Raw genomic sequence first — 18,003 nt, 5'->3', positions numbered from 1 at the left:
GCAATAAATAAAATTAATGATTAAAGTTTTCTTTATTTAATCAATCAATAAAGCTTATCAGAGTATAACCAAATGAAAATGCAAAAGAATATGAAGATTAATATACTGCATTCTTTTACTGAGAAAAAAATTGGTATAAAAAGGCTTTTTGACTGGGAAACTATTAATAAAATACCGATTAATGAAAGTCATGAACCTTTAGAAATAGTTTCTGAAACAGATAAAATAAAACTGCAACCGGTTTATTTTCTTGCGGGTATCAATGGTGCTGTTGAATATTGTGCAGTGAGAAGAAGTGTGGCTGAAAAATTAAGACAGGCCTCCCGATTATTGCCATCTCATTTAGGGCTTCTGGTTCTGGATGGGTGGCGTTCATGGGAAACTCAGTTTGCATTGCAGGAGAAAACGCGGGCTAAAATTGCGGAACAGTACAGTCAGTTATCCATTGAAGAACAAAAAGAATTACTGGAACAGTTTGTGGCTCCGGCCCCGACTGAGCAAAACCCGGTCAGCCCTCATCTGACAGGAGGTTCAGTGGATGTGACGCTGTTTGACATTGCATCGGGTAACGCACTGTTTATGGGAACTGAATTTGATGAGGTGGATGATCTGTCTTACACCGCCGCTTTAGAGCAGGAACCGGAGACAAACATGCCTGCTGTGTTATACCGCCGGGTACTTTATCACGCCATGATTCAGGCTGGTTTTACTAATCTGCCGACGGAATGGTGGCATTACGATTATGGTAATGCTTCATGGGCATTTTATAAAAATGATCGTGCTATTTATGGTGCAGTGCAGGGAATCAGATAATCGGGAAATAGAATATGGAAATAATGTTATCGGCTCAAACTGAATAAAGGTAATAACAGGGGTAAATAATGAGAAACACCTTAATTAACGCTGATAATTCATTAATGTTATGGGCTTTTATTATGATTGCGGTAGCTGTTGCAATTATGCTGGAACAAAAATATAAATGGGCCACTAAAATACCGGGAGCAGTTATTGCTCTGGTAATAGCCATTCTGGCTTCTAACTTACATATTATTCCGACTGAAGCTCCTGCTTATGATGTTGTCTGGGAATATATTGTTCCCTTAGCAATTCCGTTGCTGTTATTTAAAACCAATTTACATAATCTGATTACCGGTAGCTGGCGGTTATTGATATTATTTTTGATTTCCTCTGTCGCGACTATGGTTGGCACAGTTGTTGCGTTTCATTTACTCAGGGGATATATCCCTGAACTGGATAAAATCAGCGGTATGATTTCCGCATCTTATACAGGTGGTGGAGTCAACTTTGCGGCAATGGCAGCTAAATTAGAACCATCGCAAAGTATGATTGCATCTACTATTGTGGCTGACCATATGATGATGGCTGCTTATTTTATTATTCTGATGGTCATCTCCGGTTGGACAGTAGCGAGGAACTTTTGGGGAAGCCCTTACTCCGATGCCATTGATAATGACTCGAATCTGGATAAATCCCGGACGTTAGCAGCCGCTTACTGGAAACCGAAAAATATTGCTCTGAAAGATATAGCTTTATCATTGGCATGGTCAATTTTTATAGTGGTTTTATCATTCCACCTTTCATCATGGCTAAAGGCTTTATTTGGGCAACCTGACAGCATCTATCAGGAATTAGTTTTCAGCCTGATATCAGATAAATACCTGCTTCTGACAACAGTGACATTTATTATAGTGTCGATATTCAAAAAAACATTCAGCAATCTTAATGGCACTCAGGAATTAGGAACTTATGCTATTTATATGTTTTTTGTCGTTATCGGTATACCGGCATCTATCCACGCTATTATCAGCAATGCACCTTTACTGTTTGTCTTTGTTTTTATTATTGCCATGATTAATCTGTTGATCACTTTTGGTGCAGGGAAAGTATTTAAATTCAGTCTGGAAGAAAATATTCTTGCCTGTAATGCCAATATCGGCGGGCCAACCACGGCAGCGGCAATGGCAATCAGCCGTGGCTGGAATTCACTCGTCGGGCCGATTATGGTCATTGGTACAGTCGGTTATGTCATTGGTAATTATGTTGGGACGTTTGTTTATTTTGTGGTGGAGAATATGTGATAACCGATGCAGAACAATCGGTTAAGCCAGCCTGATTTTCCTGAGCATGCTGTTCACAATAATACCGTGTGCCAGAGAGACTGGGATCATATACATTTTCCCAAAATAATTATGAGTAATAACGGATGCTGTGACAGTGATTTTATAATTTCTCTTCTGATTATCACTTGGTGAAATATTGATAGAAACCAAAACTTTTAAATGTATATCTTCTGATAACAGGCATAACTCATCATCATTAATATGGATAATTTTAAAAAAATCAATATAGCTTCCCTCACACAAACTTTCTTTTAAATGCCCGCCAGAGAATCCGTGGATTTTTTCAACGCCCGCCAGACTTGAAATTTTATCTCTTATAGCAAAAGACCAGCGTATCCATAAGGGTATTTTATTGGTCATTTCATTATAAATAGTAAGGGCAGTAGTTTTATTTTTAATAAAAGACACCTGTTGACTGTAATAATCTAATTTGTCTTTTTTATTCAATAGCAAAAAACCAGATTCATCACGATAGTACATATTACACCACAGTATTATTTTATTATTTTATGTAATTTAAATTACGAGCAGTTAGTCTGTTTGCTATTTTGCAGTATATGCCCTTCAAGCCACCTTTTCCACCAAGTATAAAAAATGTTCATAATTGAATTGAAAATGAGCAATACTTTGCTTTGCTAATATCTTATCGTTGTATTAATTTTGAACAGTTAAATTGTGTTACTCAGCATTGACAGAAAAATGATTCGGTTTTCTCGTTGTATAAGAAAGGAATAAGTATCACAATAAATCAGTTCGGCGTTCCTAATTCATCTGCTAATCCGTGGCCACTTTCTTGACCACCACGTTAAAAATCGAGATTGTTATGAAATTCAAATCAAAAATAAAACCTTACCGCGCCGCAGCGGGAGGCTGGGGTTCTCTGGAGGCAACAACACGTTTTGTCTTTGATAGTAAACAAGTATTAAAAAATATGGTTAACCTGATGCGCATGAATAAACCCAAAGGCTTTGATTGCCCGGGATGTGCATGGGGTGATGATAACAAAAGCCTGTTCAGTTTCTGTGAAAATGGCGCGAAAGCGGTGACTTGGGAAGCGACCCGCCGTCATGTGGACAGAGAATTTTTTGCTACCCATAGTGTCAGTAAACTCTACGAACAAAGTGACTATTTTCTGGAATATCAGGGGCGGGTCATTGAACCGATGAGCTATAACAGCGAAACAGATCACTATGAACCTGTTAGCTGGGAACAGGCTTTTTCCCTGATTGCCAGACACATAAAAGGAATGGATAACCCTAATCAACTGGAGCTATATACTTCCGGTCGGGCCAGTAATGAAGCCTCATGGCTGTATCAATTATTTGGCCGGGTGCTGGGAACCAACAATTTCCCGGATTGCTCGAATATGTGTCATGAAGCAAGTGGTTATGGGCTGCTTAAAAGTCTGGGAGTGGGCAAGGGAACCATCCGCCTGAATGATTTTGACCATGCTGATGCTATCTTTGTTTTTGGTCAGAACCCCGGAACAAACCATCCTCGAATGTTGCACAGCCTGCGTCATGCCGCAGAGCACGGGGCCAGAATTGTTACCTTTAATACATTGCGTGAACGTGGCTTAGAGCGCTTTGCCGATCCACAAAAACCGCTCGAAGTCGTCACAGCCATGGCAGGTAATATCAGCCATCGTTACTACCAGCCTAAGCTGGGTGGAGATATGGCGGCGGTACGGGGCATGGTCAAAGCGTTGTTGGAAACGCACAACACTCGCATAGCTGCCGGAACAACCGGTATTTTTGATCAAGACTTTATTGCGGCTCATACCGAAGGTATAGATGCTTATTTGCAAGAAGTGGCTAATACTGAATGGTTATTTATTGAGGAGCAATCAGGTTTAACAGAGGCACAATTACGCGAAGCTGCTGATATTTACCGGAATGCTGAACGTGTGATTTGTACTTGGGCGATGGGGGTTACTCAACACAAACACTCCCTTGATACGGTTCGTGAAATTACCAACCTGCAATTGTTGTTTGGTCAGTTGGGCAAGCCCGGTGCGGGAGTCTGCCCGGTGCGCGGTCACAGTAACGTGCAGGGGAACCGGACAATGGGAATTAATGAGCAACCTTCTCAGGCTTTCCTCGATAGTCTGGCAAATCACTTTGGCTTTGAACCTCCCCGCCCACACGGTCATAACGTTGTTGAAGCGCTGGATGCTATGCTGCGTGATGAAGTAAAAGTACTGATTGCGTTAGGTGGTAATCTAGCTGCTGCTGCACCTGACAGCCCACGCACAGAAGAAGCGCTCCGGCATTGCGATTTGACTGTACATATCAGTACAAAATTAAATCGGAGTCATCTTGTTACCGGTAAAAAAAATGCCCTTATCCTGCCCGCGCTGGGACGTACAGAACAGGATATCCAGCTCAGTGGCGCACAGTTTGTGACGGTAGAAGATTCTTTCAGTATGGTGCATGCATCTGAAGGGATAAATAAACCCTTATCTGATACACAGCGTTCTGAAACTGCCATTATTGCAGGTATTGCTGATGCGGTCGTAGGCAATACGCCGACAATTAACTGGCTGGAATTAGCCGGAGATTACAACAAAATCCGTGATCATATTGCGGCAACTATTCCGGGATTTGCTGATTTTAATAAAAAATGTGAACATCCGGGTGGCTTCTACCTTGGTAACGCGGCAGCAGAACTGCGTTTTCAGACTCCGAGTAAAAAAGCAGAGTTTAGCCACGCCCCATTGCCAAACACACTATTCCCACAAATTGACGGTGCCGAAGTTCCCTTTGCTTTGCAGACCTTGCGCTCCCACGATCAATACAACACAACGATCTATGGTTTAGATGATCGCTATCGTGGTGTTTACGGTCAGCGGGAAGTCTTATTTATGAATCCAGAAGATATCGCTCAATTGGGATACCGAGAAGGGGATCTGGTGGATATCGAAACAATCTGGCATGACGGAATTGAGCGTAAAGTGCATGGTTTTAAATTAGTTCCTTATACCATCCCTCGCGGCAACCTTGCGGCTTATTACCCGGAAACCAACCCATTAGTGCCGATGGATAGCATTGGCGATGGAACGGGTACACCCACATCCAAATCTGTACCGGTAAAACTGTCGCTGACTGAACTGAATAATTCAGAATTTGGACGCATCGTTTAAAGGTGAATTATTTATTCAGGCTCGGTTTTTAGGGAATATACTTAGACCGAGCCTGAGTGAAAAACAATTAAGCTACTTTGCATCTAATGCGGCCAGAATGCGTTCCAGTTGCTCACCAAAATCAGCTGGTTTTTCCTCTTCATGCCAAAATCGGTGTGGTTTTTCATATATAATCCTACATTCAGAAACAGCTTCTTGGCCATTACAGAGATACCTGACCATAAAAACATAAGGAGCCAAAAGATGTCTTTCTCGATCAATTTTATTGGGCCAGACATCATTTTCTGGAAAAAATTTACGTTGTCGTAATTTTTTATCGTCATCTTGGGTATATAATCCCAATGAACTGATTATATTAGTGTGTGCTGGTGAGTCATAAAATTGAAACATACTGGTTTGTGAATAACGGGCAACAAAAACTTTTCTTTTGTGCCAAGTGAAAATTATTTTATTTTTTCGGTCAATGAATAATGGAGGCGGTAGATGACGAAAATAATAGAGATAAAAAGGACAAAAGAAACTTATCTGAAATAACAAAACCATAAAAATATCGACAAGCAGATGACGAAACTTATGTTCAGAATACCCATAACGATAGTGTAGCTCAGTCCAAGAAGAAAGCGTTTTATCATTACCGACATATAGTGCGAACTCCATTTCTGGGGGCAGGGTTCTCCGAAGATAAAAACTTTCACCGTACTTTTCCTTAGCCAATTTTACTTGATGCCAGATTTTGTAACGATGATAGAACTGTTGTTCCTCAAATATGGTGCTATAGAAAAGGCCGTAAATTATAAATAACATAACGAAAAATAGCGATAGAATAATAGAATTAAAACCATATGGGCCACGACGTATAGAACATATATCATCATCAATACTGCAAAGTGGAATATTGTGATTTAATTCTTCTTGAACCCTCTTGGAAAATGGTATTTTTAATAATTCTATTTTCCGATCTATAAATGGTACCACTGGAAGCGCATTTTTATGAGTATTTAGTTTTTTTAGCCAATTCATAATTAAGTGTTTTCCTTTTAGCTGTTTTTTCTTCCTACATTCCATTATTCAGTTTGTTTTTTTCCTTCTATTTGCATAGCCAGCAGGAATTCCTGCTGGTTAGTTAAAGAAGTAGAGATTACTACATCATGTATGTAATAAAGTAAATTTTTTGACAAGCTTACTTATTTTCTCGTTCGTTTGTATTACTTGTTTTTTCGTTATCCCGTTTATCCAATTCCATCAAAATACGTTCCATTTGTTCATCAAAATTAACAGGTTTTTTGTCTTTGAATAAAAATAAAGCTGGAAAGCGTTTGTAGTCAGTGGCCGCAACAGCATCTTTTCCTTTTATAAGATATTTGATGATAAAAGCATGGGCTTCGTCTTGTTGTAGTTTGGAGTTAAATCCCCAGAAAGATAAGTAAGCAAGGCATAGCTGGAAAGGTTTATAAATTAGTGAGTTATCATTATTTAATGTATACATGGCTAATCCCATGACTTGTGTGATTTTACCGGGTCCTGCCTGATAGGAAATACCGACTTGTGAATAACGAGCCGCATAAACCTTACCTTTATACCAGCTAAAAAAAAGTTGCCTATTTCGATCAATAAATATTGGTGCTTGTAATCGCCAGAAAAAGCAGGTGTATATTAGAACAAGAGAAAAGGCTAGTAATGTGCCGAAAAGGAAAAAGTCTTGAATCAAGATTTTGGTGCTAGCATGAAAATAATTATAGCGATAATATAGATATTTCCAAAAGGAAACGGTTTTATCGTTACCAATAAAACGGGCACTTTCTATTTTATTAGGGAGATCTTTGCGTAGATAGAAATCTTCTCCATATTCTTCACGAATGATCTTGACCCATCGTAATATATTGACATCATCGTCTTTTTTTTGAACAAGAAAATCAACAACATTGTGATGAAAAATCAGTAATACGGCAATAAGAAGAGGAAATAGTACCATTATACGAACAAGGCGTTGTGGATTGCGTAGAGTGCATTGAGTATCATCAACACTGTTAAGAGGAAGATAACTCTTTAACGCTTCATAACTTTTTTTCTCCATTGGCATTGCTAGCAGAGATTCCTGCTGATCGATCAGTAGATTTGGGGGAGTATCATGGTAAGGTTCAAATGGTTTTTGTGACATGTTCATTTTATCGGAACTCCGTGTTTTTAAATCCTATAATGGATTTTTTACTTATATCTTCTTTTTCTTCTTTATGCGCTAAGTAACGTAATGGAACAGCGGCACCTTCGAATGGAATATAGTGCCAGAATAATTCAGCTGTTTCTTCATTAGGATAGGGATATCTATCTTCAATCGTGATAATAAGTTCAAGATTACCATTTTTGTATTCTGCCTTGGCTGTTTCTAAAGCTTCACGGAATTTCTCCGTGAGTTCTTTGTCGTATAGGTAGAGTTTTCCGTCAATTTCTTCAGCCTGAGATTTTAACCCTTCATGATGTTTTTGTTCTTTTTTAAGTGATTCTTTATGTTTTTGAATAAGCTCTACGGGAGCTGTATTGCCTGATAACCAGGTATTTACCGGTTTTTTAGGGAGAAGTTGATAAAAAGCATAATGGAGATCTGAACTTCCTTCTCGAAAAGCAGGTAATATAAAGGTATAAATGCTGCTGAATTTATTATATATCTGCTTACGCTTAATGGATAATGTAGGCATAAAAAATAAGTTTAAAAATTCTTGACTTTCAATATCAAAAGCACGCTGAATATTAGGTTCATGACTTATTTCCTTAGCTTGTTTTAACTGTTCTATAAATGATTGGCGTTTACCTCTTCCCCAAAATGGGTATTTTTCCCCATTTCCCCAAAAACTATTACGAAATAAATTTCGTGTATCAGAAGAATTGGATGCTATTAGGAGAATAGTGCCCCCAATCACTAATATCCACCCCATAGTCGTTATTCCTACTACAAAGGCAGAGGTCATTAATGTTGGACTTATAGCAGCTGTTATACTGGCTGTACCTAATGCTGCACTTCCTAATCCCACGGCATAGTTGCCGTATGCAGCTCCTTTATTACCGATATTTTCTGCTTTTCGTCCATCAATAAAGGAAATATAAGCACCCATGATATTAACCAATCCAAGGCCTGATTTTACCCACTTGGCTTGAAGTTTATTTGATAAGTTATCTGAAACATTTTTGAGACTATTTAACAGGGCTGGAGAGGCGTGTGGCATAAACTTGTGGGCGTGTTTGGTGACCTTGGATGTAATTAGCACTAAATCAGCAGTGAGTGATATAAGTGCTGCTGAAAATTTAATCACATCATAAGATAAACTGAGTTCATCCTGATCTAGTGGGTTATTACGACTGTATTGGGACTGTATAACAACTGAAGTTGCTGTCTGAACATTGAAAAACAAGCTGAGCCCCGGTGATATTTTCTCCAGTAAAATTGTGGTTTTATGTGTGCCGACTTTAAAAAAATCAAAAGAAGTCTTAAAGCCTTCTCTGATAGTTATCTTAGCAAGTTTGATACCAATAACGGCTTGAACTGACGTTGTTTTTACTTGCTCGGAGACTGCATTTCCTATCTTTATTCCGGTTTTTTTAGCGTAACTACCTGTTTGCTTAATAGAGTTTTCAATTTGTTGTTCTGCCTTGCTGGGAATCTCCATTTCTTGCAATTTGTCATAGAAAAGTGACTGCGATTTATTTAACTTTTTAAATGTTTCATTATGTTTATGAATCTGTGACTTTTTATTGCCAGAATAACTTTTTTTAGCTGCAATCTTTGCTAAACGATCTTGGATTTTGTTGAACTCTTCAGGGGTTATATGAAGCCCTTCACGGTAATCAATAACAATACCGAACGGTTGCATTAAAGCAGGCACAAATTTGTGGGTAATTAAACGAATGGCAGTATCACTTAAATGAGTCAGTGGTCCACTTATAGCGATTGAACCTGTTTCCATTATTGCCAGCGCTTTACCAATAATTTTGCCAAATAGTTCAAGGAATTTTTCTGAGACGTGTACTGACATCTTTAACATCTGTTCATTCAGAAAATTTTTAGATTGTTGGATCGGTTTGTCGGGGTTATTGATAAAGTCTTCTGCATTTTTAATAACACCTTTGGAAATCTGATGAAGTGTCTTAGCGACGTCTTTGCTTTCACCATGAGTCAGTACTTTTACCATACCTGTTGCAGCTATTTCCCAAGCATTGGAGCTGTATTGAGGGGTATAGCTTTTCTCAGCTACTTTAATTGTGTCTCTTTTGGCTTTTGCGTCTTTGTTTGGGGCTAATAACCCATTGGAGAGGATATCCAGCGTCGTTTCAAAGAAATCTTTTAGTGTTGTTGGTTTTTCTGCTGCTGATGAAATCAACTCTTCCAGCATTTTTTCCGATGTAACGGACATTTGTAACCCATGGAAAATATCTGAAACTAGGGCAACAAAAGTGTAAACGTCCTGAATATCACTTTCATTTGATATTTCTTGTTTCTCATGAAGGCAGAAAAAATGCTGGAAATAAGTATCAAGGCTGCCGACTTTTCCAGTAACCGCAGGAGCACTGGCAAATGCTTTAAATAAACCAATAAAAATATCCTGTCGTTTTTCAAATTCCAGATGTGAATCTCTTATTTTTGGCCACTCACGTCTCACAGCAGGTTGGTTTAATACTTCTTTATTAGCTCGCCTTGCTATTGGAGATTTTCTATTAAAATTTTTAATGTAATCCTCAATATACATTCCAATAGTCATCGGATAAAGATTGCGCTCAGCATTATATTGTTGTAATAAATCCAGAATATCATGCGCCTCTAAAATCTCCTTCTGCCGCCCAACGGGATCATGCAGGATCACAATCCGAGCTTTTTCCTGATAACACAGTTTATTACGGATTTCTTTGGCAATATCCTCTGCATCCATTTCATAGGATTTTTCCGTGGTCAGTTCATCGATTCGGAGGTTTTTTATATCTAACTCCTCAAACTTTTTAGCATCGATTTTAGCTTTAGCGGCGGCAAACTGTTCTTTGCGGGTTTTATAATCCTCAATAAGTTTTGTGAGATTAGCTTCGGTGGCTTCAATGGCGTATTGCTGTTGATCAGCATCCAGATTAATAAACTGCATGGTTTTTTCGCGCAGTTTCTTACTACTGTTCATGCGGGCAATCACATCGGGATGCCAGAGGTGTTCACTGTAAGCAATGCTGATATTTGAAACATCTTTCGCTACAAACAGGAAAGGATAACCCTCGCCACGCAAGCCCGGTTCAGGTATCACACCATCGCGGGCATCTTTATTATTGCGGTACATGTACTTGCGGAAACGCTCAACTCTTGGGGTATCATCGTTATCTGCGCTTTTTTCCACATCATATTTGAAGATATGGAAATAAGCGGTTTGACTGGGACGATGTTCCATGTCGTCTTCTTCCCGGATATAAATCCAGCCAGAGCGCATCAAACGAGCCGCATAGCCTTTGCTTTCCTGCAAAGATGCCGCAGACATCAACGTATGAATATCTGGAGGTGCTTCAGGTTTTTCCAGCTCTTTTCCGAAAAAATTGACATAGGCATAACGTACAGGATAGATCGGTTTGATATTTCCATCACACGGGTATTTAGTACTTCCCATATCGAGTTTAGAGATGTAATTGTTAGCATTTTCAATAATATTAGTGATTGAAGAGGTCATGACTGGCTCCATGTTGTAGGGGTAAGGCACTCCTTGAGAAGTTTGTAAGATCTAGCTTCCTGATTGGATGGTTCGGATTGGACGGTTTCCAGTGTGTGATACCAAAGATCATCATTTTTTGCGGTAACCGATCGGGCCATAATGTAATACAATCCGGTCAATTCAAGGGTAAAACCGTGCAGGTAGGAGTAATTGGCATGTTTTGTGATAAAAGGGAGTAGTTGTTCTTCTGGAACCTGACATTGCTGTGGGATATTCTCCTGAATAAACGTTTTGACCTTATGGAAATATCTCTGCTGCACATACCGTTCAAGATTGTGGTGCATCCTATTATTGATCGTCACGGTTTCCAGTTTGGCTTCCCTGATACTATCTGCAACGGTAATTTTCATGATGCTGTTTTCATTCGTTAAACCGTAAATGGCACCGATGTTTCGCATAAAAGAAGCCAGAGCACCACGGGATAAGCTTTTTAGTGTTAAATCCAGACTTAGTGAATAATAGAATCGGAAGAATACCCATTCTTTATTGGTTTCATGTTGTAAATAAGAAAATTTACGCAGGTGGTTATACAACTCATCAAACTGGCTGTCGGTATGGATAAAAATGCCGATATCCGGCGTATGATGGGTAATAAATATTTCCCGCAAAAATCGAATATCTTCTTGGCCGGTCAGTTCGACCAGATAAGGTGCAGCATCTTCAAGGGTAATTTGTGTGGTTCCTTTGAACAGACAACGATAAGGTAAACCGGATGCCATCAGCGAAGGAACAATAAAGTGTCCAGCGTGTTTATGATAAACCCCTGCATCGATGACCAGATAACAGTGTGAATATTTGGTCGTATTCTGTTTTTGCTGATAAAGCAGAGCGTATAAATCGTCATTGATCCAGTGTTGATTAAAATCGTTATCGCCGATAAAGGGTGCGCAAGGATATTGGGTGATTGACAGTTCTCCGGTATCAATAGGGAGAGTCTCGCTGATATCCAGTGGATTCAGTACCCAAATAGGTTGCTCTGTATTGATTTTATTGAGGTTCAGAATCAGATGTTTTTCAAGCAGCTCGCTGCTATCTAAATATTGTAAGAAAGGCAGTATTTTTTTGTATTGCCCTTCATCTGCTCGCAGTGAATTCAACATATGGTCAGAGAGTTGAAGCAATGCCAAATGCTGGCTTTTAGCATAAATTAATGCCTGAGCAGAATAACGTCGCTGTTTTTGTTGTTCTGAATCAAAATATCCATATGAAAATTCGGCAACCCAAATATTTTCATATCGTTGATAGTAATTCTCTTGCCTGTGCATGATGTAATATCGTCAATTTTTTATTTTTAGTGGATTTAATTTAACAAAAATAATTTATTTAAACAGACGATAATAACTGAATTTAATGAAAGTCTAAAACAAGAGGAATGATTTAAATTCAAGGCTTATTTTAATTTAATAGTTTTAATTATAACGGTTGGTGACACTTTCTTTTTGGACATTAACTTATGGTAATTAACTTTGTTTTTATAAGAAAGTTTTCGAAGAAGTGATGTTAACTGGTTTGTTGGAGAAATAACATTATGACTAAAGAATAATTTCCTTAGTCATAATATTAATAGCAGCTTATTTTCGTTAATAAGCTATTTGAGAATTAATCGATAACAACATTTTCATTCAGCACCAGCGACAACAACGCCTGACGTGCGTAAATACCATTGCCTGCCTGTTGGAAATAGTAGGCGTAAGGGGTTTTATCCACATCAACCGTAATTTCATCGATACGTGGCAATGGATGCAGAACTTTCAAATTATCTTTAACGTTCAACAAATCCGCAGCACGCAGGACAAACTGGGCTTTGATATTGGCGTATTCAGAAGGATCAAGGCGCTCTTTCTGAACGCGGGTCATATACAGGATATCCAGCTCAGGCACTACGTCTTCAAAATTGTTATGAATACTGTAGCTCACCTGTTTTTCATCCAGCATGTGCAGAATGTAGCTCGGCATAGAAAGGGCGTCTGGAGCGATAAAGCAGAAATGGTTACCCTCAAATTTCGCCAGAGCCTGTGTCAATGAGTGGACGGTTCGACCATATTTCAAGTCACCAACCATAGCGATTTTCAGGTTATCGAGCTTGCCCTGAGTTTCCTGAATGGTAAATAGGTCGAGCAGAGTCTGGGTTGGATGTTGGTTTGAACCATCACCGGCGTTAATGATAGGAATATGGCCGGAAAATTCAGAAGCAAGGCGGGCTGCCCCTTCCTGTGGATGACGCATGACAATCGCATCAGCATACTGGCTGATAATAGAAATGGTATCAGCCAGCGTTTCCCCTTTTTTGCCCAATGAAGTATTGCTGCTGTCGGCAAAACCGACAACAGAGGCACCAAGTCGCTGGATAGCCGTTTCAAAAGAAAGGCGGGTGCGTGTGGAGGCTTCAAAAAAGCAGCTGGCGATCACCTTATGTTTCAGTAAATCATTCTGTGGACTGGCTTTCAGGGCTGCAGCCGTCTGCAATACCAATTCAAGATCTGCGCGGTTCAAATCATTAATTGAAATGATATGCTTGCGATATAACGGGTTAGCCATGTTTACATTCCTCTGTTATGACTTTTAGCCTTGGACTGGACAGACGAAAAAAAGCCCCTCAATGGAGGGGCTTTTTAAATGTTCGGTTTAGTAACGGGAAAAACAATACACCCAGGCTGCCAGTTGGCAGTTCTTCGTTAGGTTGTTGTTTTGCAATGTTATATGCAGTGCAGTATTTCATGTTTTCTCCCGGCAAATCGTCGCGCATTATACTCGTGATTGCATTCATCGCAAGATCTGTTGAGAGAAATTTTTGTTGCAAATTATCGCTCATGAATTGAATCGCGAAGTGAATAACTCGCTTTATTCTCCACACTGGGAGCCAATTTAATGTTCTATTGATGCTTTAATCTATAACGTGAACTACGCTCGTCATTCCAATTTATTTATGATGCAAATAAGGTGCATAACCTTCTCATTTTATGGGGCGAATAGGATGTGTATTTGCATCATGATTATCAGCCATATTGGGTATCAGATTACTTAACCGCAAATACCAAAAAGTCCTCAGCTAAATCAGTATTAGGAAATATTTCCCGGCATTCTGCCAGTAATCGTGGACAGTCCTCTTTACCATAACGTCCGCTGATATGTGTTGCGATAAAGTGTTTTACTTTGGCATCACGGGCCAGTGTTGCCGCCTGTTTGGTGGTAGAATGACCGCGCTCATTGGCTTTTTTGGCAAACGCATCTTCCAGTGTGATTTCATGTACCATAACATTAACATTAGCTGCCAGTTTCAGGGCTTCTGGTGTGGGTTCGGTATCGCCGAAAATAGCTAATGATCTGCCTCGAATTGAGGCTCCCAGATAATCTTTACCGCAAATTGTCCGCCCATCTTCCAGTGTTACTGTGCCGCCTTGTTTCAGGGTTTGCATCCACGGGCCACGGGGAATGCCATCCTGATTCAGTTTTTGTGCATCCAGAGCGCCGGGTTTATCATGCTCTTCAATCCTATAGCCATAACACTCCACGCGATGATTCAGGGCGTAAGCTGTGACTTTCATTGTGTCATCATCAAACAATAATCCCGACTGTACTTCAATAATTTCCAACGGATAGGTCAGAAAAGAACTGCTTAATTGCAGTGCTGTTTCCACAAACTGGCGTATGCCTTTTGGTCCGTATAGCGTCAGCGGGTCGGTAGAGCCTCCCATTGATCGGCTGCATAATAAGCCGGGCAGGCCAAAGATATGATCACCGTGCAAATGGGTGATAAAGATCTTTTCCAGTTTGGAGATTTTAATCGGGGAATGAAGGATCTGGTGTTGCGTTCCTTCACCGCAGTCAAACATCCACAGCGAACTGCGGGTCTCCTGTAAGTCGAGAATAAGGCTGGTGACATTGCGTTCTTTAGTCGGAATACCTGCGCTGGTACCCAGAAATTTTAGCTCCATATCGTCTTGTCCTAATATTGCTGAATGATTTCCCAGTCCAGACCGAACCGGGCAAGGTATTTACGTAACCTGTCGGCATCATTGGGTTGTTTCTTTTGTTGGCGGGAAACAGCGAAAAGCTTGCGCCCAGCCTCTGATAAACTGGCAGATTCCCGACAAACTTTGATAACGGTTTCTAACTGCTGGCGATCAAACAGATCAATTTCTGCTAAATGATCCGGTAGCAGAGAGGAACTATTTTCTCCTTGCCAGTGTTGTTTTAGGCGGATAATTTCTTCTTCTGCCAGATATTGATTGATGCGGCCATTTTCAGCAAATGTTGCCATGCGAGCGACAGAGGCACTTAACTCACGGAAATTTCCCCGCCACTCGGCTTGTTCTGAACAGGCAAAACTCAGGTAAATCTGCCGTGCTTCTTTATCAAAGCGAACCTGTGTTTGCTGCATTTGTGCATAGCGAGCCAGTTCATAGTCGATATTGGGTTCAATATCTTCACGACGCTGGGCAAGTCCGGGTAACTGATAAGTCCACATATTGATACGGGCATACAAATCTTCACGGAATTTCCCCTGAACCACCCAATTGCGCAGATCCCGATGAGTACCCGCAATTAATTGAAAGTCGCTGTAGACTTCCCGATCAGAGCCATATGGCAGGAAATTTTTCTCTTCAATGGCTTTCAGTAACATTGCCTGTTCATCAAGGCCTAACTCCGCCACTTCATCCAGAAATAAGATACCACCATCGGCCTCGCGTAATAGGCCGGTTCGCGGCTGGATCGCACCTGTAAATGCCCCTTTAACGTGTCCGAATAGTGTAGACATGGCATTATCACCACGCAATGTTGCACAGTTCACTTCGACAAAACGCCCTTTAAGCAGATGGCGTGATTGCCGGAGTTGGTAGATTCGACGAGCCAGAAAAGACTTACCTGCACCGGTTGGCCCGGTCAGCAGAATCGGTGCGGAAGAACGCAGAGCAACACGCTCAATCTGCTCGATCATCTGGTTGAAGTGGTTATTGCGCGTAGCGATACCTGATTTCAGGAAGGCAACCTGCTCTTGTTGTTCACGCAGAAAGCGGCTGGTTAGTGTGGTGTAGCGACTGAGATCTAAATCGATAATGGTATAGATGCCTTCTGGATGGCTATCGCGACCACTATTTCTGGGGGATGTCTGAATTAACCGGGCTGGCAGATAACGTGCTTCAGTCAGCAGAAACCAGCAAATCTGGGCAACATGAGTTCCCGTAGTGATATGTACCAGATACTCTTCATGCTCAATATCGAAAGGGTAGCGAACTGCAAAATCAAGCAGGGCAGTATAAACCTCCTCAAAATCCCACGGGTCTTCAATCTGGGTTTCTTGCAGAACAACACGAGTTTGGGGAGAGGTTTCTTCAATATCTTCTTTAACTCGTTGCGCCAGACTGTAGTTATCTGTTTGATACAGTAACTCCAGCCTATCGACCGGTAGTTCAGGCTGCTGACATAATCCGATAGTGGGGCGCCATTTAGTCCAACGATTCGCCTTTTTCCCTCGTTTATCTAATGTTGTCCCTAAAACCCCGATAGCAACTCTGCGTTTCATCCTTGCCTCTATGATTAATTATCTAAATTTATAAATGACGATATAAAAAGATAAAAAAATCAAATGATAAAAACAATCATAAAAAATGCAGGAGAATAAAAATTGTTATTTTTCAATGCAATAAAAATATTTTTTGTGTTTTTTCAAAATTGGCACGGGATTGGCAATACAACTAAGTATCAAAAATCAAAGGAGAACAAAAATGACAACAACTGAAATGAAAACCAACGCTTATAACTTATTGACTCAGGAAAATGGTGCTCCGGTAAAAATGTGGACAAATGGAGTGCCTGTTGATCCAAAGGCGATTACACAATTACAAAACACGGCCAAAATGCCTTTCGTATTTAAACACTTGGCAGTAATGCCGGATGTTCATGTCGGTAAGGGTTCCACCATCGGGAGCGTAATTCCGACGCGCGGAGCCATTATTCCGGCTGCGGTTGGGGTGGATATTGGATGCGGAATGATAGCAGTCCGTACTTCGCTGGTGGCATCGGATTTGCCGGATAATCTACAGAATATCCGTTATGCCATTGAAGCTGCTGTACCGCATGGACGTACTGTGAACCGTGGAGGACGGGATAAAGGTTCCTGGAATAAGGCACCGGAAATAGTCGATCAACATTGGGCAACGTTGGCGGATAGATTTAAACATATTACCGATAAATACCCGAAACTGCTGAACACCAATAACCGTCAACATTTGGGTACGCTGGGAACAGGGAATCATTTTATAGAACTGTGTCTTGATGAAGCGGATTGTGTTTGGGTAATGCTGCATAGCGGTTCCCGTGGGGTAGGAAATGCCATCGGTAATCTGTTTATTACACTGGCACAGAAAGATATGCAGCAACATATCGCTAACCTGCCTGATCGTGATTTGGCCTATTTTGAGGAGGGAAACCGTTACTTCGGCGATTATATGGAAGCAGTGGACTGGGCACAGGATTATGCGCGCCAGAATAGAGAAGTGATGATGCACCGAGTGCTTGAAGCATTGTCACGAGAGATACCAAAACCGTTTACAACCCAGCAGGAAGCCGTGAATTGCCATCATAACTATGTGCAGCGTGAGCAGCACTACGGGGAAGAGGTTTTGGTAACCCGCAAAGGCGCAGTGTCAGCCCGTAAAGGCCAGATGGGAATTATTCCGGGTTCGATGGGGGCGAAAAGTTATATTGTCCGTGGCCTTGGGAACGAAGAGAGTTTTTGCTCATGCAGCCACGGAGCAGGGCGTGTAATGAGTCGTACTGAAGCAAAAAAACGTTTTACTGTGAGTGATCAGAAGCGAGCTACAGCGCATGTTGAGTGCCGTAAAGACAGTGATGTCATTGATGAAATTCCGATGGCATATAAAGATATTGATGCAGTGATGACAGCACAATCTTCGCTGGTGGAAATTGTGCATACCTTGCGGCAGGTAGTGTGTGTAAAAGGATAGAGGATCAATAGGAAAAAGGAAAA

Annotated in this window: 13 protein-coding genes; 4 read left to right on the top strand and 9 right to left on the bottom strand. The window is 40.7% G+C overall.

Translation table 11 applies throughout. The annotated features are described in order from the left end of the window. The first annotated feature begins 90 nt into the window (after window positions 1-90). Together Xinn_RS04840 and Xinn_RS04835 are read left to right on the top strand one after the other, a co-directional pair. Window positions 91-813 (top strand): M15 family metallopeptidase, encoded by a 723-nt coding sequence (locus Xinn_RS04840; RefSeq protein ID WP_169923527.1) that lies wholly within the window; start codon window positions 91-93, stop codon window positions 811-813. A gap of 68 nt (window positions 814-881) precedes the next feature. Beyond that, window positions 882-2,099: a DUF819 family protein gene (locus Xinn_RS04835; protein ID WP_086955169.1), complete on the top strand. Its 1,218-nt coding sequence runs from the start codon at window positions 882-884 to the stop codon at window positions 2,097-2,099. A gap of 21 nt (window positions 2,100-2,120) precedes the next feature. Here the strand turns inward: Xinn_RS04835 and Xinn_RS04830 are convergent, their stop codons facing one another. Next, window positions 2,121-2,621 carry a DUF2867 domain-containing protein gene (locus tag Xinn_RS04830; protein ID WP_086955170.1) on the bottom strand — a complete coding sequence of 167 codons (501 nt, stop codon included), beginning with the start codon at window positions 2,619-2,621 and terminating at the stop codon, window positions 2,121-2,123. Window positions 2,622-2,964: 343 nt separating this feature from the next. Between Xinn_RS04830 and Xinn_RS04825 the strand changes: the two genes are divergently transcribed. Continuing rightward, complete coding sequence (locus tag Xinn_RS04825; protein ID WP_086955171.1) at window positions 2,965-5,283, top strand: FdhF/YdeP family oxidoreductase; 2,319 nt, start codon at window positions 2,965-2,967, stop codon at window positions 5,281-5,283. 72 nt (window positions 5,284-5,355) lie between these two features. Here the strand turns inward: Xinn_RS04825 and Xinn_RS04820 are convergent, their stop codons facing one another. The 8 genes from Xinn_RS04820 to rtcR form a co-directional block, all read right to left on the bottom strand. Then, window positions 5,356-6,303: a hypothetical protein gene (locus tag Xinn_RS04820; RefSeq protein ID WP_099137611.1), complete on the bottom strand. Its 948-nt coding sequence runs from the start codon at window positions 6,301-6,303 to the stop codon at window positions 5,356-5,358. Window positions 6,304-6,463: 160 nt separating this feature from the next. Then, complete coding sequence (locus tag Xinn_RS04815; protein ID WP_086955173.1) at window positions 6,464-7,447, bottom strand: hypothetical protein; 984 nt, start codon at window positions 7,445-7,447, stop codon at window positions 6,464-6,466. Window position 7,448: 1 nt separating this feature from the next. Further along, window positions 7,449-10,970 carry a toxin VasX gene (locus Xinn_RS04810; protein ID WP_086955174.1) on the bottom strand — a complete coding sequence of 1,174 codons (3,522 nt, stop codon included), beginning with the start codon at window positions 10,968-10,970 and terminating at the stop codon, window positions 7,449-7,451. Further along, window positions 10,967-12,277: a DUF4123 domain-containing protein gene (locus Xinn_RS04805; protein WP_086955175.1), complete on the bottom strand. Its 1,311-nt coding sequence runs from the start codon at window positions 12,275-12,277 to the stop codon at window positions 10,967-10,969. Before Xinn_RS04805 ends, Xinn_RS04810 begins: the two co-directional genes overlap by 4 nt. A 334-nt stretch (window positions 12,278-12,611) precedes the next feature. Further along, the gene (pyrB, locus tag Xinn_RS04800; RefSeq protein ID WP_086955176.1) at window positions 12,612-13,550 is read right to left on the bottom strand and encodes an aspartate carbamoyltransferase; all 939 of its coding nucleotides are present in this window, start codon (window positions 13,548-13,550) and stop codon (window positions 12,612-12,614) included. A gap of 58 nt (window positions 13,551-13,608) precedes the next feature. After that, window positions 13,609-13,824, bottom strand: coding sequence for a hypothetical protein (locus tag Xinn_RS04795; RefSeq protein WP_086955177.1), 216 nt, complete (start codon window positions 13,822-13,824; stop codon window positions 13,609-13,611). Between the two features lie 205 nt (window positions 13,825-14,029). After that, window positions 14,030-14,947, bottom strand: a complete 918-nt coding sequence (rnz, locus tag Xinn_RS04790; RefSeq protein ID WP_086955178.1) for a ribonuclease Z — start codon at window positions 14,945-14,947, stop codon at window positions 14,030-14,032. 11 nt (window positions 14,948-14,958) lie between these two features. Continuing rightward, a complete protein-coding gene (gene rtcR / locus Xinn_RS04785) occupies window positions 14,959-16,536 on the bottom strand; it encodes an RNA repair transcriptional activator RtcR (RefSeq protein WP_086955179.1) in 1,578 nt (525 codons plus the stop codon). A gap of 217 nt (window positions 16,537-16,753) precedes the next feature. Here rtcR and Xinn_RS04780 point away from each other — a divergent pair, with 217 nt between their 5' ends. Then, a complete protein-coding gene (locus Xinn_RS04780) occupies window positions 16,754-17,980 on the top strand; it encodes an RtcB family protein (RefSeq protein WP_086956559.1) in 1,227 nt (408 codons plus the stop codon). Window positions 17,981-18,003: the final 23 nt, after the last annotated feature.

Origin of the sequence: Xenorhabdus innexi (assembly GCF_002632485.1) — a bacterium.
Classification (GTDB): domain Bacteria; phylum Pseudomonadota; class Gammaproteobacteria; order Enterobacterales; family Enterobacteriaceae; genus Xenorhabdus; species Xenorhabdus innexi.
Note: the sequence above shows the minus strand (reverse complement) of the source record. Positions and strands in the feature narration are given on the sequence as shown.

What these genes read in the sequence shown, in the direction of transcription:
- Xinn_RS04835 (WP_086955169.1), top strand. Translation starts at nt 882, where the DNA reads ATGAGAAACACCTTAATTAACGCTGATAATTCATTAATGTTATGGGCT.
- Xinn_RS04820 (WP_099137611.1), bottom strand. Translation starts at nt 6,303, where the DNA reads ATGAATTGGCTAAAAAAACTAAATACTCATAAAAATGCGCTTCCAGTG.
- Xinn_RS04825 (WP_086955171.1), top strand. Translation starts at nt 2,965, where the DNA reads ATGAAATTCAAATCAAAAATAAAACCTTACCGCGCCGCAGCGGGAGGC.
- Xinn_RS04830 (WP_086955170.1), bottom strand. Translation starts at nt 2,621, where the DNA reads ATGTACTATCGTGATGAATCTGGTTTTTTGCTATTGAATAAAAAAGAC.
- Xinn_RS04815 (WP_086955173.1), bottom strand. Translation starts at nt 7,447, where the DNA reads ATGAACATGTCACAAAAACCATTTGAACCTTACCATGATACTCCCCCA.
- Xinn_RS04805 (WP_086955175.1), bottom strand. Translation starts at nt 12,277, where the DNA reads ATGCACAGGCAAGAGAATTACTATCAACGATATGAAAATATTTGGGTT.
- rtcR (WP_086955179.1), bottom strand. Translation starts at nt 16,536, where the DNA reads ATGAAACGCAGAGTTGCTATCGGGGTTTTAGGGACAACATTAGATAAA.
- Xinn_RS04795 (WP_086955177.1), bottom strand. Translation starts at nt 13,824, where the DNA reads ATGAGCGATAATTTGCAACAAAAATTTCTCTCAACAGATCTTGCGATG.
- pyrB (WP_086955176.1), bottom strand. Translation starts at nt 13,550, where the DNA reads ATGGCTAACCCGTTATATCGCAAGCATATCATTTCAATTAATGATTTG.
- Xinn_RS04840 (WP_169923527.1), top strand. Translation starts at nt 91, where the DNA reads ATGAAGATTAATATACTGCATTCTTTTACTGAGAAAAAAATTGGTATA.
- rnz (WP_086955178.1), bottom strand. Translation starts at nt 14,947, where the DNA reads ATGGAGCTAAAATTTCTGGGTACCAGCGCAGGTATTCCGACTAAAGAA.
- Xinn_RS04810 (WP_086955174.1), bottom strand. Translation starts at nt 10,970, where the DNA reads ATGACCTCTTCAATCACTAATATTATTGAAAATGCTAACAATTACATC.
- Xinn_RS04780 (WP_086956559.1), top strand. Translation starts at nt 16,754, where the DNA reads ATGAAAACCAACGCTTATAACTTATTGACTCAGGAAAATGGTGCTCCG.